The following is a 24868-nucleotide window of genomic DNA, read 5'->3' on the forward strand; positions in this document are numbered from 1 at the left end:
GTGATCGCGGGCTGAGTGACGCCGCCTGAAATCAAACGGTTGAAGGAGATGTTATGACGCAACATACAGATCATGAATATGCTGGCCACGACAGTACGAAGGCAACGACCACCGAGTCCGGTGCGCCGCGGGAATCCGATGCTCACTCGCTGAGTGTGGGCGCGAACGGGCCGCTGATGCTCCACGACGTGGCTCTGGTCGAGAAGCTTGCTCGCTTCGACCGTGAGCGAGTTCCCGAGCGCAGCCCCCACGCAAAGGGATCCGGCGCATTCGGCGAGCTCGAAGTCACCGAAGACGTCTCCAAGTACACGAAGGCCGACTTCCTGCAGCCGGGCAAGAAGACCCCGATGCTCGCCCGCTTCTCCACCGTCGCCGGTGAACTAGGCTCGCCCGACTCCTGGCGCGACGTGCGCGGATTCGCGCTGAAATTCTACACCGAAGAGGGCAACTTCGACATGGTGGGCAACAACACCCCCGTGTTCTTCGTCCGCGATCCCATGAAGTTCCCCGACTTCATCCACTCGCAGAAGCGCCTGCCCGACTCCGGTCTGCGGAGCAACAATATGCAGTGGGACTTCTGGTCGCTCTCGCCTGAGTCGGCTCACCAGGTCTCCTACCTCATGGGACCCCGCGGCCTGCCCAAGAGCTGGCGCCACATGAACGGCTACTCCTCGCACACCTACATGTGGGTCAACGCCGAGGGCGAGAAGTTCTGGGTCCAGTACCATTTCCACACCGACCAGGGCGTGGAGAACATGAGCAACGAGGAAGCCGGTCGGATGGCGGGCGAGGATGCGGACATGCATCGCCGCGACCTGTTCGATGCCATCGAGCGCGGCGACTACCCGTCCTGGACCTTCAGCGTGCAGATCATGCCCTACGAAGACGCCAAGGACTACCGCTTCAACCCCTTCGACCTGACCAAGATCTGGTCGAAGAAGGACTACCCGCTCATCAAGGTCGGCAAGTTCACCCTCAACGAGAACCCCTCGAACCACTTCGCGCAGATCGAGCAGGCTGCCTTCAGCCCTTCGAACACCGTGCCGGGAACCGGGCTCTCGCCGGATAAGATGCTGTTGGGCCGCGTGTTCTCCTACCCGGATGCACAGCGCAACCGCATCGGCACGAACTTCAACCAGCTGCCGGTCAACGCCCCTGTCACGAAGACGAATTCGTACGACAAGGAAGGCCAGATGCAGTACCACCACTCGGGTAATGCGCCGGTCTACGCCCCGAACTCGTACGGACGTTCCTTCCGAGACGAGCAGGGTCCGGTCGACAACGGCTGGGAGGCCGATGGTGAGCTCGTTCGCAGCGCCTACAGCCTGCACGCCGAGGACGACGACTTCGGCCAGGCACACACCCTGGTCCGCGAGGTCTACAGCGAGGAAGAGCGCCAGGGTCTCATCGCGACTGTGGCCGGCGCACTCTCCGACGGAGTCGAAGAGCCGGTGCTGTCGAACGCGATCCAGTACTGGAAGAACATCGACGCCGAGGTCGGCGCGGCCATCGAAGCCAAGGTCAAGGGCTGACAGGCTCTGAGATCTTGAGCGCCTGACCGCTTGAGAGTTCGGCACGAGACGGCGGCCCGGAACTTCCACACCGCGGGAGTGTCCGGGCCGCCTTCTCTTTCCCAATTGCTACCTGACGGCGGCTCAGCAACCTCGCGCGAGGTTGCTGAGCCGCCGTCAGGTAGTTCGTGGAGTCAACTGAGGTTCGCGGCGCGCTGGGCGATGCGACCACCGGCGAGGACCATCTCGACCTGACGCGGCGACAGGCCATGGCGGAATTCGAACTTTCGGCCGGCCGCCTCGGCGGTGATCGTCATCCCCGCACCGAGCTCATCGCGCAGACCACGGAACTCAAGCACATCACCCTGGGACAGGGATTCGTAGTCGGAATCGTCCGTGAACTCGAGGGCGAGGACGCCGAAGTTCGCAAGGTTCTGCCAGTGGATCCGCGCCAACGACTTCGCCACCACTACCCGCAGTCCGAGATAGCGCGGAGCGATGACCGCATGCTCGCGAGAGGACCCCTGACCGTAGTTCTCCCCACCAACGATCGCGTGTCCGCCGTCGTGGTCGGCGGCACGGGTGGCATAGGTGCCATCGACCTGGATATAGACGAACTCGGAGATCTTCGGGATGTTCGACCGGTACGGCAGAACGCGGGATCCGGCGGGCATGATCTCGTCTGTAGAGACGTTGTCGCCGACCTTGAGCAGGATCTCCAGGTCGATGTCATCGGGCAGCGGGTCGAAATTCGGCAGGGTCGAAATGTTCGTTCCCTTGACGAGTTCGACGTTCCGGGCTTCCTCCGGTTCCAGAGGTGGAACAAGCATCTTGCGGTTTGCGGAGAACTTCTCCGGCAGCCGCACCTCGGGATAGTCCATGTCGAGGTCGCGGGGATCGGTGATCTTCCCGGTCAGCGCGGCGGCCGCGGCAGTCTCCGGAGAACACAGCCACACGGAATCCTCATCGGTGCCGGAGCGACCGGGGAAGTTGCGCGGCATGGTGCGCAGACTGTTGCGCCCGACCGCAGGAGCCTGGCCCATACCGATGCAGCCCATGCAGCCGGATTGGTGAATCCGGGCCCCGGAAGCTACCAGTGAGGTCAGCCATCCGCCGGCGATGAGGTCGGCAAGGACCTCACGTGAGGTGGGGTTGATGTCGAGCGAAATCTGCTGATCAATCTGGCGGTCGGCAAGTGTTTCGGCGACGACGGCGAAGTCCCGCAGCCCTGGGTTCGCCGAGGAGCCGACGACGACCTGGAAGACGTCCTCACCGGCGACCTCGCGCACCGGAGTGACGTTGCCCGGAGACGACGGCGCGGCGATGAGCGGTTCGAGCTGCGAGAGATCGATGCTGTCGGTGAGATCGTATTCGGCACCTTCGTCGGCCTCGATGCGGGTGAAGTCCTCGCCTCGGTCAACGGCTTCCAAGTAGTCGCGGACGGCATCATCGGCGGGGAAGACCGTGGCGGTGGCGCCGAGTTCGGCCCCCATATTCGCAATCACGTGACGGTCCATGGCCGTGAGGTTCCGCAACCCGTCCCCGTGATATTCGATGATCTTCCCGACTCCGCCTTTGACCCCATGACGACGCAGCATTTCGAGGATGACGTCCTTGGCTGAGACCCAGTCGGGCAAGGTGCCTGTGAGTTCGACGCCCATGATCTGCGGGGCGCTGATGAAGAGGGGTTCACCGGCCATGGCCATGGCGATCTCGAGTCCGCCGACGCCGATGGCGAGCATTCCCAAAGCGCCGGCGGCACAGGTGTGGGAGTCCGAGCCGATGAGAGTCGTCCCGGGCTTGCCGAAACGGGACTGGTGGACAGGGTGGGAGACGCCGTTGCCGGCAGGGGAGAACCACAGACCGAACCGTGCCGCGGCAGAGCGGAGGAATTCGTGGTCCTCCGGGTTCTTCTCATCGGTCTGCAGCAGGTTGTGATCGACGTACTGCACGGACAGATCCGTGCGGATCCGGTCGAGGCCGAGCGCCTCGAGTTCGAGCATGACCAGGGTGCCCGTCGCATCCTGGGTGAGCGTCTGGTCGATCCGGATCCCGAGTTCGTTTCCGGGAGTGAGCTCCCCGGACTCCAGATGCGATCGGATGAGCTTCTGAGCAACGTTCTCAGCCATTGTCCGCCTCCTTCGGCAGTCAGCGATCCACCGAAGCCACTCGGCTTCGGGTAGTCAATCCACGCTAGTCCTCGATCGATGGGTTCTCAAGGTCGGTCGCCTCCTGTGACCGGGTTTGCGCGTCTCAGAACTACCTGACGGCGGCTCGGCAACCTGGCGCGAGGTTGCTGAGCCGCCGTCAGGTAGCAATTGGGGGTGTTGGGATTGGGAGGGGAGGAGGATACTGGGACTATGCCGGAGTTGCCCGAGGTCAATGCGCTGATCGACTTCCTGCGTCCGCGGCTGATCGGGGACTTCGTCACCCGCGCGGACATCGCCGAACTCAGCCTGCTCAAGACCGTCGACCCGAGCATCGATGCGCTCGCCGGACTTGCTATCACCGAGGTGGCCCGCCGTGGGCGAGCCCTCGTCATCGGTTTCGACGGACTCAGTCTCGTCTGCCGGTTCGCCCGAATGGGCTGGCTGAACTGGCATGACACCGCACCGAGTGGTCCGACCCGGATGGGCAAGGGGCCGTTGGGAATGCGCGTAACCCTGGCATCGGGGGCCGCCTTCGACCTCATCGAACCCGGGTCGAAGAAGAACGCCGCCGTCTCCCTCGTCCGCGACCCCTCCGAGGTGCCCGCCCTCGCATCGCTCGGCACAGACGCCCTGAGCCTCACCATCGACGAACTCGCCGCGGCCCTGTCCGAATCGACTTCCCGGATCAAAACGGTCCTCGAAGATCAGAGAATCATCGCAGGCCTCGGCAATGCCTATACCGATGAGATCCTCCACGCCGCGAAGCTCTCCCCGTTCGCAACCGCGAAGACCGTCGACCCGCAGGCGCTGCACACCGCCACCCACGAGGTGCTCGATGCCGCCCGCAGCAGGCTCATCGGCCTGCCGCCGGGCAAGATCAAAACCGCGAAGAAACGCGGATTCTCCGTTCACGGCCGCACAGGTGAGACCTGTCATGTCTGCGGGGAGACCATCGCCGAGGTGTCCTTTGCCGACAAATCCTTCCAGTACTGCCCCGGCTGTCAGACCGGCGGAAGAAAGCTCTCCGACCGTCGAATGGACCGCCTCCTCAAGTAAGGCGCCGCCTCAAGTGACGCCTGACCGCCGGCATGGACGGCACCATCGACAGGATCTGTACCGCGCTCGCCGTACCCTCACGCTGGGCGGAGGCGGAAACGGCGGTCGGCGATGCCATGGGCGCCGGCTACGAGGACGCGGCGGTCACGACCTCCCGCGCGGGGCGCGGTCAGGGGTGGGTCGCCTCGGCGGAATAGTCCTCCAGATCTATCCGTTGTGCGGAAGTGCGGCCCGTTTGCGGCCGATCATTCGACGAATGGAGGAAAGCTTGACCACGCGGAAGCAGATTCCCGGCACCGACCTGTCCATCTTCCCGATCAATCTCGGCACGAACACCTTCGGGTGGACGGCCGATGAGGCGCAGTCTCATGCCGTCCTCGACGCCTTCGTGGCCGGCGGCGGCAATTTCCTCGATACCGCCGAGTCCTACCCTGCGTGGGTGCCCGGCAACACCGGCCGCGAATCCGAGACCATCATCGGCACCTGGCTGGCCTCGCGCGGCAACCGGGACGAGGTCGTCATCGCGACGAAGGTCGGCGACCATCCCGAGCACAAGACGCAGGATCCCGAATACATCCGCACTGCCATCGACGCCTCACTGGAGCGTCTGCAGACCGATCACGTCGACCTCTACTACGCCCACCGTGACGATGAGGTGACCCCCATCGCCGAGGTGGCCCGCGTCTTCGATGAGATCGTCCGTTCCGGTAAGGCCAAGCACATCGCGGTGTCGAACTATTCGCCGGCGCGTCTGGCCGGGTGGTTCGCAGCGGCCGAGGACGAAGGACTGGTCAAGCCGGTCGCGATCCAACCGCAGTACAGCCTCGTCTATCGGCGGGAGTTCGAGACCGACCTGCGCCCGGTCGCCGAGCGGCGCGATCTCGCGGTGTTCTCGTACTTCAGCCTTGCCGCCGGCTTCCTCACCGGCAAATACCGCACCGAAGCCGACCTCGAAGGCGCCGATCGGGGTGGCATGGTGCAGGGATATTTCAATGCCGAGGGGCTCAAGGTCGTCGACGATCTCGTCGCGATCGCTGATTCGCACAATGTCGCTCCGACGACTGTGGCGCTGTCCTGGCTGCTGGCGAAGGGCGTGACGGCACCGATCGCCTCGGCTCGCACCCCTGAGCAGCTCGAGGCGGTCATGGCCGCACCCGGGCTCGAGCTCAGCGCCGACGAAGTCGACCGTCTCGACCGGGCCTCCGCGCCGTTCGCGCAGGAGGACCCGTCCTGACCTTCCCTCCCAATTACTACCTGACGGCGGCTCAGCAACCTCGCACGAGGTAGCTGAGCCGCCGTCAGGTAGCTCTAGGGGTGTCTCAGGCGACGATTTCATCCTTGGGCTCGACCGCGTGGGCGATGGCGGCGCCGATGACCGTGCCGATGGCGATGGTGAAGAACGTGGTCGCAGCCGCCAGCATGCTGCCGGCAACCCCAGTGCCGTCACCGAACTCGATCTGCGAGGCGTTGAGGAGCCCGAACGACCCGGGAGCGACGACGAGGAACGCGGGCACGAAGCTGATCCGCCAGATCGGGCCTTTCGGTAGGCGCGAGAGCACGACGGCCACCACCGATGCGGTCAAAGCGCCGGCGAGGCCGCCGATGGCCGCACCGAATTCGGCACCGATGCCCAGTTGTGCCAGTGCGGCCGCAGCGATAGTGAGGACGATCGGCACCGTGTGCTCGAGCGGAGTGTGCAGATAGATGATGAGGCCCAGCGTCGCGGCGGCCACGCCCAGGGCGGAGAGCCACCATGTCGAGGCGGTGAGCTGGGAGTTCGCAAGCGCCTCGGCGCCGGTGCCAGTGACGACGGAGGCACCGGCGACTCCGGCGATGAACATCGCCAACTGGACGGTGGCCGAGACGAGCCGGGAACTGCCTGCCGAGAGGGCGCCGGCGGAGATCTCGGTCAGTCCGGTGACCACAGCGCTGCCGGGCAGCAGCAGCGCCAGGGTGGCGACGATCGTGCGCAGGGGACTGTCCAGCCAGTCGAGGCGGAAGCCGATGAGGATGAGCACCGCGACGATGAACGCCGAGGCGACCGGCAGCAGCGGTCCGAGGCTGGGGTGGCGGGCGTTGACGGCGAGCACACCCGCGACGATGAGCGAACCGAGAGCGGCGAAGGCGAGGTTGACCAGTCCCGGTTCGAGCAGCAGGCACAGCCCGACGCCGACAGGCACCGCGCCGAGGCGGGTCACCCATCCGGGCCAGCGCGGGGGAGCACCGTAGACCTCGGCCTCGATCATGCGGCGAGCGGCGTCGATGCCGAGCCGGCGCGACCGCACGGCGTCGACGATGTCGAGCAGCTTCGCGGTCTGGTCGAACCGCAGGTCAGGACCGATGCGTTCGAACCGGGTGGGACTGCCGGGGCCGATGGTGAGGAACAGGCCCTTAGGAAGAGCTGCGACGTTGATGGACTTCAGGCCGACCGCTGGTGCCAGCCCGGTCAGTGCGTCTTCGACATCGACCGAGGAGATCCCACCGGCGAGCAGCTCGGTCCCGATCGTCACCAGCAGCTCCTGCGCAGGGACGGTCTTTTCGCTTGCCTCGTGCACTCCCAGTCCCTCTCGTCTGCAGATCAGCCGACGAAGTAGAAGATACCAGCCTCTTACTACCTGACGGGGACCACTCCAGCGCCAGGTTGCTGGGCCCCCGTCAGGTAGTAATGGGGGAGGGGAAGAGTTCGCGGACGATGTCGAGTACCCTCGCCAGCGCCTCCGACGGGTTGTTCCGTCGCCAGCCGAGCGCGAGAGTGAACGAATCCCCGCCCTCGGCGAGGCGGACATAGCGCACTCCGTCGATGCGGATGTGATCCGAAGACTCGACAACGACGGCCATCCCGACCTGCGCGCCGACGAGTGCCAGAAGACTGTAGGGATCCGGTGCCTCCTGGACGACCTGCGGCAGGAAACCGGCGTCATCGGCCAGCCGCATCATCACCTCTCTGACCTGAGATCCGTGCGACGGGGCATAGGAGATGAACGGCTGACCGGCGAGCTCACCCATGCTCACCGACTCACGCTCGGCCAGCTCATGCCCCGAGGGCATGGCGATCATCACGCTCTCCTGCCGGATGACGTGGACCTCGACACCGGCCGGCACCGGCGGGCTGATGATCGCGAGATCCGTCTCGCCGTCGCGCAGCGCGATCGCGGCTTCACCGCAGTACATCTGTGGCTGCAGGTCAAGGCTGATGCCCGGGTGCCGCTCACCGACCTCGCGGGCCAGTCTGGAGAGGATGGAGTAGCCGCTCGTGCCGCCGAATCCGATGCGCACCCGTCCCGCCAGGCCCTGCTGTGCGGCCCGGGCGATGCGCCGGGCACCGTCCACCTGAGTCCCGATCGCGGCAGCGGGTTCGAGCAGCGCCTCGCCTGCCGGCGTCAGTCGGACCCGCCGCGTCGTCCGCTCGAACAGATCGACGTCGAGGTCCTTCTCGAGCGCGCGGATCATCTGGCTGAGCGCGGGCTGCGCGATGTGCAGACGTTCCGCGGCCCGCCCGAAATGCAGCTCCTCGGCGACGGCGAGGAACGCTGTGACCTGCCTGAACTCCATGTCATATCCCCGTTGCCCAGATTGATAAGAATTTACGCTTAATCACCATGATATTACCTCTTGGACTCTGAGTAGTTCCGGTGGCACTGTTGAAGACGAACTCAAGCCCATAGGAGACACCCATGACCACCGACACCATCAGCGACCCTTCCGACCTCCTCGACCTCGCCGGACTCCTCACCGACGACGAGCTGGCGCTGCGCGAGAAGGTCCGGACCTTCGTCGACAAGCGGATCCGCCCGAACATCGCCGAGTGGTACGAAGGCGCGGTCTTCCCGACCGAGATCGTCCGGGAGATGGGCGAACTCGGACTCCTCGGCATGCACCTGCAGGGCTACGGGTGCCCTGGACGCTCCGCCGTCGAATACGGTCTCGCCGCACTCGAACTCGAAGCCGGCGATTCGGGACTGCGCACCTTCGTCTCCGTCCAGGGATCGCTGGCGATGTCGGCCATCCACAAGTTCGGCTCCGAGGAGCAGAAGAACCGCTACCTGCCCGGGATGGCCGCCGGCGAGATCATCGGCTGCTTCGGATTGACCGAACCCACCGCCGGATCCGACCCCGCCTCGATGGCCACCACCGCCACCCGCAACGCCGACGGATCCTGGACGCTCAACGGTGCCAAACGTTGGATCGGTCTGGCCTCGATCGCCGATATCGCCGTCATCTGGGCGGCCACCGACGACGGCATCCGCGGCTTCCTCGTACCCACCGACATCCCCGGATTCACCGCCACCCCGATCACGCAGAAGCTGTCGATGCGGGCCTCCATCCAGTGCGATATCGACCTTGAGGACGTGAAATTGCCCGCCGAGGCGGTCCTGCCCGAGGTCACGGGACTGAAGGGGCCGTTCTCCTGCCTCAATGAGGCCCGGTACGGAATCATGTGGGGCGCCATGGGGGCCGCCCGCGACTCCTTCGAAGTCGCCCTCGACTACGCACAGAATCGCCTCCAGTTCGACAAGCCGCTCAGTGCCTACCAGATCACTCAGGAGAAGCTGGTGAACATGGCCCTCGAGATCCAGAAAGGCACCCTCCTGGCCATCCAGACAGGACGACTCAAAGACGCCGGGACTCTCGACCCCGTGCAGATCTCCGTCGGCAAGCTGAACAACTGCCGCGAAGCCATCGCCATCTGCAGGGAAGCCCGGACCGTGCTCGGCGGCAACGGCATCACCCTCGAATACTCACCGCTGCGGCACGCGAACAACCTCGAATCCGTGCGCACCTACGAAGGCACCGACGAGGTCCACACCCTCATCCTCGGCCGCCACATCACCGGCCAGCAGGCCTTCCGCTGATCCGTCGCCATCGCCCGACGGCGCCGCTCACAGTTCCGGGAACGTGACCCCGGTCAGCTCTTCGGACACCGCCCACAGTCGGCGGGCCACCTCGGTGTCGGTGGACTTCGTCGAACGGGATGCGAACCCAGGCTTTCCGCGGGTCTCGAACGGACCTGTCGGGCCGATATAGCTGCCGCCGGGCAGATCGGCGACAGCGGCACAGAGGATCGGCCGTGCTCCGTCCTGCTCGCGCTGCGCGAAAACGCGGGTGAACGTCCGGTTGATTCTGTCACTCAGACGGTGCTCGTCATCGGAGCCGAAGAGGTTCGTCGCCGCATACCCCGGATGCGCAGCGACCGCCGTGACCGGTGACGAGCTCTCCTCCAGTCGGCGTTGGAGTTCAGCGGTGAAGAGCAGGTTCGCCAGCTTCGACTGACCATAGGCGGCCATCGGCCGATACGATCGGCCGGTCCACTGGAGGTCGTCGAATTCGATCGTGCCGAACCGGTGGGCGATGGAGGCGACGGTGACGATGCGCTCGCGCACCTGCGGGAGCAGCAGATTCGTCAGGGCGAAGTGGCCGAGGTGGTTCGTCCCGAACTGCGATTCGAACCCGTCGACGGTCCGGTACAGGGGCGGGATCATGATCCCCGCATTGTTGATGAGGAGATCGATCGGATCGGTGAAGTCCGCAGCGAAGTCGTGCACCGAGGACAGGTCGGCGAGGTCGAGGTCGCGCACCTCCGTACTGCCGGGCATTGTCTTCGCGGCGGCTTCACCCTTCGCGCGGTTGCGGACGGCCAGGATGACGTGGGCACCGCGGCCCGCGAGAACCCGAGCAGTCACCCGGCCGAGTCCGCTGTTCGCGCCGGTGATGAGGACCGTGCGCCCTGTGAGATCGGGAATGCCGAAGTCGATCGGAGAAGTCATGAGGCCATCCTAGATTTCCGCCCTGGCAGTCAGCTGTCCAACCGAGCCGCCACCCCACCGCCGAATTTGTTAGGGTAGCCTTCGTGCCGAAGACCCCTGAAACCGGTGCGCAGATTCTGCGCCGAGCCGCCCGTCGGCGCATCCGTCCGCTGCTCGGTGGAGCAGGGGCCCTGTCGGTCTGGCAGGTCTGCGAAGCGCTCGTGCCGGTGGCGATCGGCTTCATCGTCGACCGGGCGATCATCCCGCTGTCGATCCCGGCTCTCGTCATCTCCATCATCGGCCTCGGCCTCCTCTTCACCGTGCTCAGCCTCGGCTACCGTTTCGGTGCACGTCTGTGCAACTCCGCCCGCGAGCACGAAGCCCACGCCCTGCGTGTTGAGATCACACATGCGGCACTGACCGCCCCGAGCCTTCCGGCCGACCGCACCTCGGGCGAGGTTCTGTCGATCGCGTCCGCCGAGGCCGACACCGCGGCCGCGTCGTTCCAGCAGGCTGGACGCGGCATCGCCTCGGTGCTGGGCATGATCACCGCCGCGGTCTTCCTCCTCATTGCCGACCCCGTGACCGGACTCGTCGTCCTCATCGCCGTGCCCATCGGACTGATCGTCGTCGCCCTGCCCGGCCGGTCCGTCTCCGCGCGTGCGACCGCGCAGCTCGAAGCCGTTGCCTCCGCCGGACGCTCGGCGTCTGACCTCATGCACGGACTGCGCGTGATCAAGGCGATGGGAGGCGAGCCGTGGGCGGTGCGGCGTTACCGCGCGACCTCCGATGCGGCCGCCGAAGCCGGCGTCGCCACAGGTGAGAGAACCGGACGCCTGGCCGGGCTCGGGGCACTCGTCATGTCCGCGGTGCTGGCGATTGTCCTCATCGTCGCGGGCCTGCGCCTCATCGACGGCCAGATGAGCGTCGGCGCGCTCATCGGCATCCTCGGCATGACCGCCTTCCTCACCGAGCCCATGCGCGCACTCGCCGACATCGTCGGCCTCTTCGCCCAATCCCACGGCGCCGCCGAACGGATCGCCCGCCTGCTGACCAGCATCGATGCTGAAGCAGGCACCGGCGATGCGACAGACACCAGCGCTGAGGCGGCCCCCACCACCCGTGATGCCGCCGATATCCGCCCGAGAGTGACCACCACCGAATCCGGAATCACCATCACCGGATGGCCGACGACCGCCGAGTCCCGGGCACTCACCACCGCCGGGGGAGCGCTGACCTGCATCGTCTCCGACGACGCCGAGGACGCAGCGAGGCTGCTGGCTGAGCTGACCTCCCACGCCCGGAGCCTCGGCCCCGCCCGGATGCTCGTCGCACCCCACGACGTCGATCTGTTCGAAGGCACCATCGGATCGAACATCACGATGGTCGTCGCCGACGACAGTGCAAACACCGACGACCGCACAGACACAGCCGACCACTCGCCGATCTCGGCCGAGGTGCTCACCGCCTCGGGAGTCGACGAGCTGCTCGACCTCGTCGATGGGGGACTCGGCTGCCGGATCCAGGAACTCGGCGGGAACCTCTCGGGCGGCCAGCGGCAGCGCGTCGCCCTGGCTCGAGCCCTGAACGCCGACCCGCAGATCCTCGTCCTCGCCGAACCCACCACCGCCGTCGACGCGGTCACCGAAGCGAGGATTGCTCACGGGCTCAGCCGACTGCGCAGCAGGAGAGGAGACCAGGTCACGATCATCCTCACCTCATCCCCGGCCTTCCTCGCAGCCGCCGACACCGTCGTCTATCGCCCCACGTCAGGCCCGCTGCTCCTCGGCCGCCATGCCGATCTCCTCGAGACAGACACCGACAGCGCCGAGGCCTACAGAGATGCGGTGACCCGATGACGGCACCGACGCACACCACCCTGACGATCGCCTCGCGGCGTCGCTCCTTCGCCCACCTGGCCCCGCTGTTGTGCCGCCGAGCCGGCTGGATCGTCATCCTCGTCGTCGCGGGACTGGCCAATGCCGGGGCAGGGCTCGTTGGGCCATGGGCGATCGGCCGTCTCGTCGACGAACTCCCCGCCGGAGCCGGCCCCGAACTCGTGTGGGCCTGCGCCATCGCCGTCGCGATCGCCGGCATCGTCATGGCCGCCGGTACATGGATCGGCGCCTGGGCGCTCGCCCGCATCGCGATGCCCGTCGTCGCCGAACTGCGCACCGAAGTCGTCAACTCAGCCCTGACACTCGAGTCCCAGCGGATCGAACGCACCGGCACCGGCGACCTCATCTCCCGCGTCGCCGACGACTCCCGCAAGATCGGCGAGGCCGCCGGCCAAGTGCTGCCGCTCGTCGTCGAATCCCTCCTCGTCGTCGTGGTCTCTGCCTTCGGTCTGGCCGCCATCGATTGGCGTCTCGGCCTCACCGGGCTCGTCGCCGTTCCGATGTACTGGCTCACTCTGCGCTGGTATCTGCCCAGATCAGAACCCATCTACAAGGAGGAACGCGCGGCCTTCGGACGGCGTGCCGGCCGGCTCCTCGGCGGGCTCACAGGCAGCGCGACCCTGCGCGCCTATCGTGCCGAGGCAGGGGAGATGCGACGCATCGACTCCGCCTCCGCGCATGCCCGCGACCTGTCGATCGACGTCTTCCGGTTCGTCACCCGCGCCTTCGGCCGCAACAACCGCGCCGAGGCGGTCGTCCTCTCCCTGCTCCTGGTCGCCGGCTTCGCCCTCGTCTGGTCCGGCGAGTCCACCGCCGGCGCCGTGACTACGGCGGCTCTGGTCTTCCACCGTCTCTTCAACCCCATCGGCGCCCTCGTCGGACTCTTCGACCAGGTCCAATCGGCCGGTGCCTCCCTGACCCGGATGGTCGGAGTCATCGACGAGGCCGCCACCGCGCCGAGGCGATCGACCCGGACCGCGCCTGCCGCCCCGAGCCTTGTGCTCGAGGATCTGTGGTTCTCCTACGACACGGACTTGGATACGGACAATCACGTGCTGCGCGGGGTGAACCTGAGCATCGCGCCGGGTGAGCACATCGCCGTCGTCGGCACCACCGGTGCCGGGAAGACGACGCTGGCGAAGATCGCCGCGGGACTGTCCGCACCCGCTCACGGACGGGCACGTCTCATGAACGGCGGGACCGCCTCGGCGAGCGGGGTGGACGTGGGTGCGATGGACGAAACCACGCTGCGCCGACATATCGCCATGGTCGCGCAGGAGGTCCACACGTTCTCCGGCAGCCTGCATGACAATGTCGCCCTGCCGCGTCCGGATGCGACCGCCGACGATGTGCGCACTGCCCTGGACGTGGTCGGCGCCGGGTGGGCGACCTCCCTGCCGAACGGCCTCGACACGCAGATCGGGGAGGGCGGGGTCCGCTTGTCCGCGGTTCAAGAGCAGACGATCGCGCTCGCCCGCCTCGTGCTCGCCGACCCGGACTTCGTGATCCTCGACGAAGCCACCGCCGAGGCGGGATCGGCCGGAGCCCATGTCCTCGAATCCTCCGCCGAGGCGGCCCTTGCCGGCCGTGGTGCGCTCATCGTCGCCCACCGGCTCAGCCAAGCGGAGAAAGCTGACCGGATCCTCGTCATGGAGCACGGGCAGGTCATCGAGGAAGGCACCCACGCCGAACTCGTCGGTGCGGGCGGCCGCTACGCCGAGTTGTGGGAGGCATGGTCGGGCTGAGGTCGTTGCCCAGCCCGCGTCATCAGCTCAGGCCGAGCACCGTCGTGGCGATCGTGAAGTAGAGGATGAGGCCCGTGGCATCGCAGAACGTGGAGATGAACGGGTTGGAGAACACCGCCGGATCCGCTCCGACCTTCTTCGCGATGATCGGCATCAGTCCTCCCACCGTCGCGGCCATGATGCACACCGACAGCAGCGTCAGCCCGATGACCAGGCCGATGGCCCAATCGTAGACGAGTCCGGCGACGACGAAACCCAATGTGCCGAGCACGGAACCGAGTACCGCGCCCACGCGCAGCTCTCTCCAGATGACTCGGCCGAGGTCGCGGACGCGCACCTCACCGACGGCCAGGGCGCGGGTGACGGTGGTGGCCGCCTGGTTGCCGGTGTTGCCGCCGGTGCCGGTGAGCAGCGGAATGAAGAGCGCGAGGACGACGACCTGATCAAGCCGGTCCTCATAGACTTCGAGGACCTGGACTGTGAGGATCGCGGAGACCGCGAGGACGAGCAGCCATACGATGCGGCTCTTGACCAGCCGGATGATGGTCGAAGACAGATAGGAGCGATCCAACGGTTCGGTACCTGAACCGCGAGCAAAGTCCTCCGCATCTTCCTCGTCGATGATGTCGAGGACGTCATCTATGGTGAGGATGCCGACGAGTCGTTCCTCCTGGTCGGTCACCGGCATCGCGATGAGCCGGTGGGAGAGGAACTCACGGGCCGCCTCCTCCCGGTCGCTGAGCGCATGGGTGCTGATCGAGTCGCGGACCATGTCTTCGACGATCGTGTCCTCATCGGCGGCGAGGAGGTTGCGCAGTGAAATCACGCCCCGCAGCACCCGGCCGGCTCCGACCACGGGCAGCAGGTAGACGGTCTCGGGCCCATCGATGCGGGCACGGACGACCTCCATGGCCTGGGCCGCCGTCCAATCCTCGTGGATGCCGAGGACCTCCGGAGACATGTACCGGCCGATCGCGGACTTCGGGTAGCCCAGCACCGCAGACGTCATCTCACGCTCGTCGGCGGTCAGCCCCTTCATCAGCCGACTGGCCACACTCGCGGGCAGTTCGCCGAGCAGCTCGGCTCGATCATCGGGGTCGAGGCCCTCGACGATGTCGGCGACCTCGGGTTCGCGGAGATTGCCGATGAGTTCGGCCTGATACGCCGGCGGCAGGTCCTCGAAGACGTCGAGGGCCTCGGCCTTGGTCAGCACCCGGAAGAGCATGGCCGACTGCAGAGGCGTTGAGGTGTGAACGAGGCGCCCGATCTCAGCGCGCGGCACCTGCCGGGCCAAAGCGGAGATCTCGTCGAGAGTGTGGGGATCGATTCTGCCGGTGAGTGCGGATTCGAGTCGGTCGGCCGCCTCGGTGCCCTCTGTCGTATTGGCCACGCATGCCCCCTCACCTCGAACGGAACTTCCGTCCTCAAGCCTAAGCCATGGATGAGCGGCGACGGGCCCCGCGGCGACACCTGCGCCGTGGCAGGAGTCTGCCGAGTCAGCGTCGGGTCGCGTCCCGGCGGACGGTGAGCACAGGGACGGGGGAGCGCAGAATGATTCGCTGAGCGACCGACCCGAGGATCAGCTTGCCCACGCGTGACCGGGCACGGACGCCGAGGACGAGGCGGTCGACCTCCGAGCGCTCGTTCAGTTCGTCGATGACAGCGGTGGCCGGGTCGCGATCCCCGCGTCCGGACCGGTTGATGACGGTGACCTCGAGCCCGGAGGGGGCCTCCGCCTCGGCGAAGTCATGGAGGGTGAGGTTGATGAGCAGCAGCCCGGTACCGAGCTTCTGCGCCTCGGCGACGGCCGATTCGAGGGCAAGCCGGCCCTCGGGACTGTCGGTGACGGCGACGGCGACTGACATGGAGGCTCCTTATCTGCGTCCGTACTCGGCTTTGAATTCGCGTTCGAATTCCGCGAGGTCCTTGTCCTTCGTCTCCGGCAGCATCAGTGCCAGGAAGACGAAGGCGATCACGGCGACGCCGGCGAACATGCCGAAGGTCGCCGTCATGCCCAAGGCCTCGATGAGCGGCGGGAAGAACTGGGCGACGATGGCGTTCATGATCCACAGCACGAACACGCAGATGCCCATTGCGAAGCTGCGGATCTTCATCGGGAAGATCTCCGAGAGCATCAGCCAGGTCAGCGGGCCGACCGTTCCCTGCATCGAGAAGACGAAGAGGACGAGGAACGCGAGCACCGTCCACGCCTGTGCCGGTCCGGACGGAACGATGACCGCGGTCAGGGCGATGAGCGTGTGGAAGACCGCGATGAGGGCATAGCCGGTGAGGAACATGACCCGTCGCGGCAGCTTATTCAGCAGATACATGCCCAAGGAGATGCCTGCCAGGGAGAACACGCCGTTGGCGATGTTGCCGATGATGGCGACACCGGAATCCAGGCCCGCGCTCGTGAGCAGCTGCGTGCCGTAGTACATGACCGAGTTGATTCCGGTCAGCTGCTGGAAGAAGCCGAGTCCGGCACCGATGATGACCAGTCGCAGCACCCACCGGGTGCCGAGGTCGGAGAATCCGCCCGTGGCCTCCTTAGCATCCTCGGCTGCGAGGTGGGTGACCTCGTCGATCTCGGCCTCGGCGCGTTCGGGGGAGCGAACCTGCTTGAGCACGGCCAGAGCCTCCTCGGTGCGCCCCTGCGAGATCAGCCAGCGCGGGCTCTCGGGCTGGAAGATCATGCCCACGAGGAGGGCGATCGCTGGCACCAGGGCAACCAGCAGCATCCAACGCCAGATCGAGTCGACGTGTCCGAAGAAGTTGAAGATCACGGCGTTGATGACGAACGCCGCAAGCTGACCGCCGACGATCATGAGCTCATTGCGGGTGACATAGCTGCCGCGCTTCTCCGACGGAGCGATCTCACCGAGGTAGACGGGCACCGTCGCCGAGGCGCCCCCGACGGCGATCCCGAGGACGAAGCGGGCGCCGATGAGGAACTCCGGACCCGGGGCGAGGACACACCCGAGCGTGCCGATGATGAAGACGCAGGCGAGCAGCAGGATCGTGCGCCGCCGACCGTGGGCATCGGCGACTCGACCGCCGAAAACCGCTCCGAAGGCGGCGCCGACCATGAGGGAGGCGACGACGAGGCCTTCGCTCAGCGCGGTCAGGCTGAAGTCCTCGCTCAGCGGTTCGAGGGCTCCGTTGACGACCCCGGTGTCATAGCCGAAGAGCAGACCGCCGAAGGTGGCGACCGTGGCGATGATGCCGAGGCGGTGAACGGGGCGACCTGTGCCGACGTGGGGGAGTTCGAAGTTCGTGCTTGCGGTGGACGTCGATCGCCGGCGCGGGGATCCGGGTGGCATTGGCGGCTCCTTTCCCCTTCAGTCCTAACACATGGGAGCCTGCCGCCGACGATCGGGGTGGAGCTCAGTCCTCCTGATACGAATCGTCGATGACCTCGGGCATTCCATCGATCACCGAGACCTCTTCGGTCCCGTCATCGGCCAGGGCATCGACATTGAGTTCGTCACCATTGAGCTCGGCGACTTCGAATTCGCCATCGTCGTCGGAGACCATCTCGTCGCCGACCCGATTGCCCTGTTCCGCGGCGGGTGACTGATCGGTGTTGAACTCGTCGGAGAGGCCGGGAGTCTCATTCTCGTCGTCCCCGCCGGCGTCGTCGACGAGGGCATCGTCGGCACCTTCGATCCCGGTGCCCTCCGGACCTTCGGCTCCGGGTTCGACGGGAGCCTCGGCGGGCTCGTCGCCGATGCCGGACTCGAGGTCGACCTGTTCGGCCTCGGCTTCAGCAGCCGCGAGCTCGGGATCGTCCAGTTCGTCTCCTGTCGGCTCGGCGAGATCGGGATCGCCGAGGATGGGGTCGTCTTCCAGTCGGTCGGCCGCGTCCGAATCGAACTCGCTCATGATCTCTCCTTCGCTCGTCGTCATTCTCCGGCCCTCATTCTTGCACGTCGTCGGCCTGCAGGCTACGGGTGCGCACCCACTTCCGATCGAAGTGCTCCTTCCACCGTGCCCAGCCCTAATCGGTCAGAAACTTCTCCCCCGGCACCTCGGCCCGCCGAGATGAGGCCGAGCTAGTCGGCAGTCGTCAGTGCGAACTCCGTGCTGCTGTAGCCGGTCGTGTCGACGAACACCGTACTTTCGGTCACCGACGATGGCCCCGGCCGAGGATCTGCCGCTTAGTGACGTGCCACGGAGACCGGCACGTCTCCTTCCGGTGACCTGTGCTTCTGGCCCGGCCTGGTCCGGCCGGTGAAGTGGTCCATCGTCTGGTTGACACCGAGGAAGTCCATGACCTTGTCGAAAGCTCGGATCGGCAGGAGACGAGCACCCGGAACCAAGCGGACGAGCGAGGGCATGACCAGCTGCTCACGACCGGATTCAACGGAATCGAGGACCCGCGTGGCCACTTCGTTCTCTTCGAGGATCGGGAGCAGGCGCGGGAATTTCGTCTGCACTCCCTTGAACATGCCGGTGTTGATATAGAAGGGGCACACAGCAAGCGTATTGACCCGGCTGCCGTCGGCGCGCAGCTCTCCGCGCAGTGACTCGGTGAAGCCCACCGCCGCCCATTTGCTCGCCGAGTAGTCGGTCTGTCGAGCGACTCCGGTCAGGCCGGCAGCGCTGGCGATTGTGACCACGGAGCCGCGGTCGCGCTCGATCATTCCGGGCAGGAAGGCCTGGGTCGTCCAGTACAGGGCGAAGGTGTTGACGTCGTAGAGGCGACGGACCGCCGGTTCCTCCATGTCGAGAAGCTTCTTGCCGGAGACGATGCCTGCGCAGTTGACGAGGACGTCGATCTGACCGGTCTGCTCGGCCATGGCGGCAACCTGGTCGGCATCACCGACATTGAGGGTGAAGGATCGGGCCCTGGTTCCTGCGGCCTCCACCTCGGCGCGCACCGCGTCTCCGCGTTCGTCCGAGAGGTCCCAGATGATGACCTCGGCTGCGCCGCGGGCCGCCGCGTCCAAAGCCATGAGTCTGCCGATTCCGCTTCCGGCCCCTGTGATGAGGATGCGGCTGCCGGCGATCTTCGTTCCACGCGTCATGTCTGTGCGTCCTTGCAGTTAGGCGTCAGTGCTGTCCCTCGCGAGCAGAACCCGCTCAAGCGGACCCCACGAGATGTTACTCAACAGTACATCTGTGTGCCGTGGGTCACACAAGAGCGGGTTTGCCAATCGCCTGTTGACCCGGGAAGTCAGCTCTCCTCTCGCCCTGCGCCGCCACGACGTGGGCGGGTCATCGAACTCGTCTTCAACCTACTCCAGGTGATTCGGATTTCAAGAGGTGCGCGCAGACGTGGAGAAGCCCCGCTTCCCCAGTTTTCACTGGGGAAGCGGGGCTTCCGTGTTGTGGCTCCGACCGGCGTCGATCCGGTGACCTTTCGATTTTCAGTCGAACGCTCTACCAACTGAGCTACAGAGCCGAGCCGCCGACATACTCAATAAGTATGTCGAGAGAAACAAAGGCTCTTCCGAAGAAGAGCCTTATGCTCCGCGACCCTGACGGGACTCGAACCCGCGACCTCCGCCGTGACAGGGCGGCGCGCTAACCAACTGCGCCACAGGGCCTTGCTGTTGTGATGGAAGACCTTACGATCCTACACCGTACCCCCAACGGGATTCGAACCCGTGTCGCCGCCGTGAAAGGGCGGTGTCCTAGGCCTCTAGACGATGGGGGCCCAGGTTGTCCTCGGATTCCCCGTGGGCAACGACGTTAAGCTTATCCCACCCGATTCGCGGAATGCAAAACGAAGAGCAGTGTCCTCGGTCACACGGCGAAAACGGTGCTTTTCGACGTTTCGCAGGGCCGCCTCGGCGAGGGGATCGGAGTCGCTAGAGTGGGGTGGCATGGAGGCCCTGAGTGATGAGGAGTTCGACGCGATCCTCGGCGAAGCCCTGGATCTGCTGCCCGCCGGAGTGACCGAACAGCTGGACAATGTCGCCCTGTTCGTCGAGGATCGGCCGGAGAACGGTGATCGGCACCTGCTCGGCCTCTATGAGGGCACGCCGATCGGGGAGCGGGGGATCGCTGGGTTCGAGATGCCCGACAACATCTTCATCTATCGAGACAACCTCATCGACTTCGCTGAGGATCGGGATCACCTGCGCGAGGAGATCGTCGTCACCATCGTCCATGAGATCGCCCATTTCTACGGTCTCGATGACGACCGGCTCCACGAACTCGGGTGGGGGTGAGCGTCCCCGGCCGAAGGGGCTGACGGGCTTACCGGCGAGTCACTTGACGTCACGGGAATTGGCGTCCGAAAGCCTACTTCGCCTATTGTGGGCGGGTACCTATCAGCACCGATACAACATTCCGTCCGTATCGATGCGGGGACACGGAGCCGTGAAAGCTGCGCCTCCTGGCCCCGCTGACCTGCGGGCAGGAGGCACTACCCCCTTATGACAGTTGCATCCAAGACTTCCAGTGCGGCGACCCCGGCCGTGCGAGTGCTCAACCTGGCAGGCATCGACTACAGCCTGCGCAGCTTCGACCACGACCCCGCCACCCGCCGTTACGGTTCGGAGGCCGCAGACAAGCTCGGAGTCAGCTCCGACCAGGTGTTCAAGACCTTGATGATCCAGGTCGACGGGCAACCCGTGACCGCGCTCGTCCCCGTCTCCGGTCAGCTCGACCTCAAGGCCCTGGCCTCCGCGCGCGGAGCGAAGAAGGCCCAGCTGTCCGGCGTCGCCGAGACCGAACGTCGCACCGGCTACCCCGTCGGCGGAGTCTCTCCGTTCGGACAGCGCCATGCCGTGCCGGTCGTCGTCGACCGCACAGCGCTCGACCATTCGACAGTGTTCGTCTCGGCCGGCCGTCGCGGTCTCGAGATCGAGATCCGCCCGGAGGATCTCGTCATGCTCACGAACGCCCAGGTCGCGAAGATCGCCGCGCTCGACTGATCAGCTCTCGCTGATCCGAGCGTCGATCCCCGGCCTCACACCCATTCGACCTCACCGACCTCGGGCTCTGCCCGACCGGCGGTGAGGTCGGCGTACATCGCCACGGCATCGGCCACCTCGGCGAGGGGAACCAGGACGTCGAGTCCGACCTCACCGCCGTAGTCGGACCGCGTTGCCCACCCCCGGTTCCCGGCCGCCCGTTCGAGGGCGTTGGCCTGGGCATAGTCGACGTGTGCGGACACAGGGACGCGCTCACGACGGGTGAGGATCCTCGCCTCATCCACGGCCGCCGAGGTGGCCTGACCGTAAGCGCGCACGAGCCCGCCTGCGCCCAGCAGGGTGCCCCCGAAATACCGGGTGACGACGGCGACGACGAAGGTCAGATCATGACCGGTGACGACATCGAGGATCGGAGCGCCCGCGGTGCCGGCCGGTTCCCCGTCGTCGCTGAAGCGCTGAGTGCGCGAATCGGTGTCGAGGACGAACGCCGAACAATGGTGGCGGGCCTTCGGATGCTCGGCGCGCGCCTCGGCGATGACGGACCGCGCCTCGGCCTCATCCGCGGCAGGGGAGAGACGGGCGAGGAAACGGGATCTCTTGATCTCGATCTCGGCCTCGACGGGGCTGACGATGGTCCGATAAGACATGCTCGTCACTGTAGTCGAATGTGTTCTACGATGACCCCACGGGCGCGGATTCCGCGCTCATCCCCGGTACTTCAGCGAAAGGGTGACAATGGTGCACCAACCAGGCGAGATCGACCTCGCAGCACTCAAGGACGAATCCGCAAGGGCCCGTGAACTCGACCGCGCGCACGTCTTCCACTCGTGGTCGGCACAGCGACTCATCGACCCGCCGACCGTTGCCCGCGCCCACGGGTCGACGGTCATCGACGGTGAGGGTCGGGAGTTCCTCGACTTCTCCTCGCAGCTGGTGAACACGAACATCGGCCACCAGCATCCGGCCGTCGTGCAGGCGATCAAGGACCAAGCCGATGTGCTGTGCACGATCAGCCCGGCCACCGTCAACGCGGCCCGTTCCGAAGCAGCTCGCCTCATCACCGAACGGACACCGGCCGGGCTCGACCACGTGTTCTTCACCAACGGCGGAGCGGACGCGAACGAACACGCCATCCGCATGGCGCGACTGCACACCGGGCGAACGAAGGTGCTCTCGCGCTACCGGTCCTACCACGGTGGAACCCAGACAGCCGTCAACGTCACCGGTGATCCGCGGCGGTGGGAGAACGAGACCGGAGAATCGGGCGTCGTCCACTTCTTCGGACCCTTCCTCTACCGTTCGGAATTCCACGCCACTACCGAGGCCGAAGAGGCCGAGCGGGCACTGCAGCACCTGCGTCGGACCATCGAGTTGGAGGGACCGGCGACGATCGCGGCGATCATCCTCGAATCCATTCCCGGCACCGCCGGCATCATGGTGCCCAGCCCTGAGTACATGCAGGGTGTGCGGGCGCTGTGCGACGAGCACGGGATCGTGCTCATCGCCGACGAGGTGATGGCCGGATTCGGTCGCTCTGGCAAGTGGTTCGCCTTCGAACACTTCGACATCGTCCCTGATCTCATCACCTTCGCCAAGGGCGTGAACTCCGGGTACGTGCCGTTGGGCGGAGTGATCCTCAGCGACGCGATCTTCGAGACCTTCGCAGAACGCGTCTACCCCGGCGGGCTGACCTACTCCGGGCATCCGCTGGCGTGCGCCGCGGCGGTCGCGACGATCAACGCAATGGCCGACGAGGGCATGATCGAACACGCCGCGCATCTCGGGGAGACGATCATCGGACCCCGTCTGCGGCAGATCGCGGAGAATTCGAAGCACGTCGGCGAGGTCCGCGGCATCGGAGCGTTCTGGGCGATCGAGCTCGTCTGGGACAAGGAGTCCAAGGAGCCGCTGGCGCCTTACGGCGGTGGCTCACCCGAGGTCGCCTCGGTGGTGGCGGCGCTGAAGGAACACGGCGTCATCCCGTTCAACAACTACCACCGGCTGCACGTGGTCCCGCCGATCAACATCAGCGAAGAGGACCTCGAACGCGGCCTCGGTGTCTTCGAGAAGGTCCTCACCGACTTAGACTTCCCCCGCTGACCCTCACCCTCCCAGGACTACCCGACAGCGGCCCAGCAACCTCGCGCGAGGTTGCTGGGCCGCCGTCAGGTAGTAATTAGGGGGTTTGGTGGGTGTAGTTGCCGCCGAGGATTGTCGCGCGGACCGGGATCTGTGCGATCTCGTCCGCCGCGACGTTGCGCGGGTGGGTCTCCAGGGCGACGAAGTCGGCGAGCTTGCCTCGGCTCAGCGTTCCCTTGTCCGCGCCCTGGCCTGAGGCCTTCGCCGCCTCGACCGTGTAGGCGGCGATCGCCTCATCGACGCTCAAGCATTCGGCCGCCGAACCCATGACGTCCCCGTCGCGGGTCTTCCGGGTGACATAGGCTTCGATTCCGCGCAGCACATTCCCGTCGGCACACGGTCGATCCGAGCTGCCGGCCATCGGCACACCCGCATCGACGAACGACTTCGCCCGGTAGATCAGGTGCCGGCGGTCCGGCCCGAGCGAAGCGTTCATCCCGTCCCCGATGCCGTCGGCGAACGCCGCCTGCGGAGTGACGACGATACCGTGCTCGGCCAGCGTCGCCAGATGCTCGTCATGGACCAATGCGGCATGCTCGATCCGGTTCGGCACCGCCCGCCGGCCATAGCGCTTCTGCGCTTCGACGATGTTGGCGATCGCAGCATCCACGGCGGCATCACCGATGGCGTGCACGGCCAACGACCAGCCGGAGGCATAGGTGTCGAGGATCTGCTGCCGCAGCACCTCGGCGTCGTCCTGCAGATAGCCGGGGTGGTCCTTTCCCGCGTAGTTCTCCCGCAGTGCCGCGGTTTCGCCGGACAGGGCCCCGTCCATGAAGAACTTCACGGGCCCGATCGAGATGAGATCATCGCCGAGGCCGGTGCGCAGTCCCGCATCCAGACCGATGCCGAACCCGTCGGCGGAGTTCGCCGCGATCGAGTGCAGCCCGTCGGCCTGGGGCATGAGCTGCGCTCGCGCCCGCAGCTTCCCCTCCTCCCGAGCCCGCAGATAGCCGCTGATCTCAATGGGGGAGTGGCCGATCCAGCCGTAGGCGATTCCGCATTCGCCGAAGGACGTGATTCCTTCCTTCGCGTAGTAGGCCGTCGCCAGATCGAGGGCGTCGACGACGGTGTCGAGCGAATACGGGCGGATGAGATCCTGCACCAGAGTCTGCGCGGTCTCTTCGATCAGCCCCGTCGGATGTCCGGCCGCGTCACGCACGACCTTCCCGCCGACCGGCTCCTCGAAACCGGGGTCCAGAATCCCCGCCCGACGCATCGCCTCGGTGTTGGCGATCGCGGCGTGACCGGACGTCTGCCGCATGAACAGCGGCCGGTCTCCGGTGATCTCGTCGAGTCTGGCCAGGTCCGGATACTGCCCGTCGTAGTCACGATGGGCATACCCCGTGGCTTCGATCCATTCCCCGGACGGAGTCGTCGCCGCGGCCTTCTGGAGTGCGGCATACACATCAGGCAGACCGCCGGGCAGCGCCGTGACATCGACCGAGGCCAGGGTGAGACCGAACCAGGTCGTGTGGCAGTGGACGTCGTTGAAGCCCGGCAGCACCGTCGCCCCGTCCAGGGACTCGACACGATCGGCTTCGATGCCGTCGAGCTCCTCGTCGAAGCCGATGATCCGGTTGCCCCACACCCCGATCTTCTGCGCCCGCGGGCGTGTCTGATCAAGGGTGAATGCGTCGAGGTCGGTGAAGATCGCGTCGATTCTCATACCGCCACCTTAGTCAGATTCGTTCGCCATCCGCCCCACCGTTCACAACAAACCGTTCACGGCAGGCCGCTG

20 protein-coding genes and 3 tRNA genes are annotated in these 24868 nt (G+C 66.0%); 9 read left to right on the plus strand and 14 right to left on the minus strand.

Annotated features, from left to right (window positions below):
* Positions 1-53: 53 nt before the first annotated feature.
* On the plus strand, positions 54-1532 hold the full coding sequence (locus tag BI49514_RS09630; protein ID WP_101546341.1) for a catalase: 1479 nt from the start codon (positions 54-56) through the stop codon (positions 1530-1532).
* 173 nt (positions 1533-1705) lie between these two features.
* Here the strand turns inward: BI49514_RS09630 and BI49514_RS09635 are convergent, their stop codons facing one another.
* A complete protein-coding gene (locus tag BI49514_RS09635; RefSeq protein ID WP_101546342.1) occupies positions 1706-3640 on the minus strand; it encodes an aconitate hydratase in 1935 nt (644 codons plus the stop codon).
* 231 nt (positions 3641-3871) lie between these two features.
* Here BI49514_RS09635 and BI49514_RS09640 point away from each other — a divergent pair, with 231 nt between their 5' ends.
* Both BI49514_RS09640 and BI49514_RS09645 read left to right on the plus strand, forming a co-directional pair.
* Positions 3872-4717, plus strand: a complete 846-nt coding sequence (locus BI49514_RS09640; protein ID WP_101546343.1) for a DNA-formamidopyrimidine glycosylase family protein — start codon at positions 3872-3874, stop codon at positions 4715-4717.
* Between the two features lie 268 nt (positions 4718-4985).
* Entirely contained in the window at positions 4986-5951 is a 966-nt protein-coding gene (locus BI49514_RS09645) for an aldo/keto reductase (protein ID WP_244195009.1), read from the plus strand.
* 85 nt (positions 5952-6036) lie between these two features.
* Here BI49514_RS09645 and BI49514_RS09650 read toward each other — a convergent pair whose 3' ends face one another.
* The gene (locus BI49514_RS09650) at positions 6037-7227 is read right to left on the minus strand and encodes a threonine/serine exporter family protein (RefSeq protein WP_167443914.1); all 1191 of its coding nucleotides are present in this window, start codon (positions 7225-7227) and stop codon (positions 6037-6039) included.
* 145 nt (positions 7228-7372) lie between these two features.
* On the minus strand, positions 7373-8269 hold the full coding sequence (locus tag BI49514_RS09655) for a LysR family transcriptional regulator (protein ID WP_101546346.1): 897 nt from the start codon (positions 8267-8269) through the stop codon (positions 7373-7375).
* Positions 8270-8391: 122 nt separating this feature from the next.
* Between BI49514_RS09655 and BI49514_RS09660 the strand changes: the two genes are divergently transcribed.
* Entirely contained in the window at positions 8392-9570 is a 1179-nt protein-coding gene (locus tag BI49514_RS09660; RefSeq protein ID WP_101546347.1) for an acyl-CoA dehydrogenase family protein, read from the plus strand.
* 27 nt (positions 9571-9597) lie between these two features.
* On the opposite strand, the gene BI49514_RS09665 is transcribed toward BI49514_RS09660, so the two are convergent.
* Complete coding sequence (locus BI49514_RS09665) at positions 9598-10482, minus strand: oxidoreductase (RefSeq protein WP_101546348.1); 885 nt, start codon at positions 10480-10482, stop codon at positions 9598-9600.
* 83 nt (positions 10483-10565) lie between these two features.
* On the opposite strand from BI49514_RS09665, the gene BI49514_RS09670 reads away from it, so the two are divergent.
* Complete coding sequence (locus tag BI49514_RS09670) at positions 10566-12320, plus strand: ABC transporter transmembrane domain-containing protein (RefSeq protein ID WP_101546349.1); 1755 nt, start codon at positions 10566-10568, stop codon at positions 12318-12320.
* The gene (locus BI49514_RS09675) at positions 12317-14104 is read left to right on the plus strand and encodes an ABC transporter ATP-binding protein (protein ID WP_101546350.1); all 1788 of its coding nucleotides are present in this window, start codon (positions 12317-12319) and stop codon (positions 14102-14104) included. The genes BI49514_RS09670 and BI49514_RS09675 overlap by 4 nt, the downstream gene beginning before the upstream one ends.
* A 22-nt stretch (positions 14105-14126) precedes the next feature.
* Here BI49514_RS09675 and mgtE read toward each other — a convergent pair whose 3' ends face one another.
* The 8 genes from mgtE to BI49514_RS09715 form a co-directional block, all read right to left on the minus strand.
* Positions 14127-15494, minus strand: coding sequence for a magnesium transporter (gene mgtE, locus BI49514_RS09680; RefSeq protein ID WP_101546351.1), 1368 nt, complete (start codon positions 15492-15494; stop codon positions 14127-14129).
* Positions 15495-15600: 106 nt separating this feature from the next.
* A complete protein-coding gene (locus BI49514_RS09685) occupies positions 15601-15969 on the minus strand; it encodes a universal stress protein (RefSeq protein WP_101546352.1) in 369 nt (122 codons plus the stop codon).
* Between the two features lie 9 nt (positions 15970-15978).
* Entirely contained in the window at positions 15979-17424 is a 1446-nt protein-coding gene (locus tag BI49514_RS09690; RefSeq protein WP_101546353.1) for a sugar porter family MFS transporter, read from the minus strand.
* A 64-nt stretch (positions 17425-17488) separates the two neighbouring features.
* Positions 17489-17986, minus strand: a complete 498-nt coding sequence (locus tag BI49514_RS09695; protein WP_145996202.1) for a hypothetical protein — start codon at positions 17984-17986, stop codon at positions 17489-17491.
* Between the two features lie 275 nt (positions 17987-18261).
* Positions 18262-19131: an SDR family oxidoreductase gene (locus tag BI49514_RS09700; protein ID WP_101546355.1), complete on the minus strand. Its 870-nt coding sequence runs from the start codon at positions 19129-19131 to the stop codon at positions 18262-18264.
* A 304-nt stretch (positions 19132-19435) separates the two neighbouring features.
* Positions 19436-19508, minus strand: a tRNA-Phe gene (locus BI49514_RS09705).
* Positions 19509-19579: 71 nt separating this feature from the next.
* Positions 19580-19653: transfer RNA gene (locus BI49514_RS09710), tRNA-Asp, on the minus strand.
* Positions 19654-19690: 37 nt separating this feature from the next.
* Positions 19691-19763: transfer RNA gene (locus tag BI49514_RS09715), tRNA-Glu, on the minus strand.
* A gap of 169 nt (positions 19764-19932) precedes the next feature.
* Between BI49514_RS09715 and BI49514_RS09720 the strand changes: the two genes are divergently transcribed.
* Both BI49514_RS09720 and ybaK read left to right on the plus strand, forming a co-directional pair.
* Positions 19933-20280 (plus strand): metallopeptidase family protein, encoded by a 348-nt coding sequence (locus BI49514_RS09720; RefSeq protein WP_101546356.1) that lies wholly within the window; start codon positions 19933-19935, stop codon positions 20278-20280.
* Positions 20281-20487: 207 nt separating this feature from the next.
* Positions 20488-20988 (plus strand): Cys-tRNA(Pro) deacylase, encoded by a 501-nt coding sequence (gene ybaK / locus BI49514_RS09725; RefSeq protein ID WP_101546357.1) that lies wholly within the window; start codon positions 20488-20490, stop codon positions 20986-20988.
* Between the two features lie 35 nt (positions 20989-21023).
* Here the strand turns inward: ybaK and BI49514_RS09730 are convergent, their stop codons facing one another.
* Positions 21024-21635 (minus strand): YigZ family protein, encoded by a 612-nt coding sequence (locus BI49514_RS09730; RefSeq protein WP_101546358.1) that lies wholly within the window; start codon positions 21633-21635, stop codon positions 21024-21026.
* Positions 21636-21723: 88 nt separating this feature from the next.
* Between BI49514_RS09730 and BI49514_RS09735 the strand changes: the two genes are divergently transcribed.
* Entirely contained in the window at positions 21724-23088 is a 1365-nt protein-coding gene (locus BI49514_RS09735; RefSeq protein WP_101546359.1) for an aspartate aminotransferase family protein, read from the plus strand.
* 76 nt (positions 23089-23164) lie between these two features.
* On the opposite strand, the gene BI49514_RS09740 is transcribed toward BI49514_RS09735, so the two are convergent.
* Complete coding sequence (locus tag BI49514_RS09740) at positions 23165-24796, minus strand: amidohydrolase (RefSeq protein WP_101546360.1); 1632 nt, start codon at positions 24794-24796, stop codon at positions 23165-23167.
* Between the last annotated feature and the right edge of the window lie 72 nt (positions 24797-24868).

The sequence above is a fragment of the Brevibacterium iodinum ATCC 49514 genome (genome assembly GCF_900169265.1).
Classification (GTDB): domain Bacteria; phylum Actinomycetota; class Actinomycetes; order Actinomycetales; family Brevibacteriaceae; genus Brevibacterium; species Brevibacterium iodinum.

Excerpts from the sequence above, each read along its gene's own strand:
- BI49514_RS09655 (WP_101546346.1), bottom strand. The coding sequence starts at position 8,269 with ATGGAGTTCAGGCAGGTCACAGCGTTCCTCGCCGTCGCCGAGGAGCTG.
- BI49514_RS09685 (WP_101546352.1), bottom strand. The coding sequence starts at position 15,969 with ATGTCAGTCGCCGTCGCCGTCACCGACAGTCCCGAGGGCCGGCTTGCC.
- BI49514_RS09740 (WP_101546360.1), bottom strand. The coding sequence starts at position 24,796 with ATGAGAATCGACGCGATCTTCACCGACCTCGACGCATTCACCCTTGAT.
- BI49514_RS09675 (WP_101546350.1), top strand. The coding sequence starts at position 12,317 with ATGACGGCACCGACGCACACCACCCTGACGATCGCCTCGCGGCGTCGC.
- BI49514_RS09660 (WP_101546347.1), top strand. The coding sequence starts at position 8,392 with ATGACCACCGACACCATCAGCGACCCTTCCGACCTCCTCGACCTCGCC.
- BI49514_RS09690 (WP_101546353.1), bottom strand. The coding sequence starts at position 17,424 with ATGCCACCCGGATCCCCGCGCCGGCGATCGACGTCCACCGCAAGCACG.
- BI49514_RS09630 (WP_101546341.1), top strand. The coding sequence starts at position 54 with ATGACGCAACATACAGATCATGAATATGCTGGCCACGACAGTACGAAG.
- BI49514_RS09700 (WP_101546355.1), bottom strand. The coding sequence starts at position 19,131 with ATGACGCGTGGAACGAAGATCGCCGGCAGCCGCATCCTCATCACAGGG.
- BI49514_RS09720 (WP_101546356.1), top strand. The coding sequence starts at position 19,933 with ATGGAGGCCCTGAGTGATGAGGAGTTCGACGCGATCCTCGGCGAAGCC.
- BI49514_RS09635 (WP_101546342.1), bottom strand. The coding sequence starts at position 3,640 with ATGGCTGAGAACGTTGCTCAGAAGCTCATCCGATCGCATCTGGAGTCC.
- BI49514_RS09695 (WP_145996202.1), bottom strand. The coding sequence starts at position 17,986 with ATGAGCGAGTTCGATTCGGACGCGGCCGACCGACTGGAAGACGACCCC.
- ybaK (WP_101546357.1), top strand. The coding sequence starts at position 20,488 with ATGACAGTTGCATCCAAGACTTCCAGTGCGGCGACCCCGGCCGTGCGA.
- BI49514_RS09735 (WP_101546359.1), top strand. The coding sequence starts at position 21,724 with ATGGTGCACCAACCAGGCGAGATCGACCTCGCAGCACTCAAGGACGAA.
- BI49514_RS09730 (WP_101546358.1), bottom strand. The coding sequence starts at position 21,635 with ATGTCTTATCGGACCATCGTCAGCCCCGTCGAGGCCGAGATCGAGATC.
- BI49514_RS09665 (WP_101546348.1), bottom strand. The coding sequence starts at position 10,482 with ATGACTTCTCCGATCGACTTCGGCATTCCCGATCTCACAGGGCGCACG.
- BI49514_RS09640 (WP_101546343.1), top strand. The coding sequence starts at position 3,872 with ATGCCGGAGTTGCCCGAGGTCAATGCGCTGATCGACTTCCTGCGTCCG.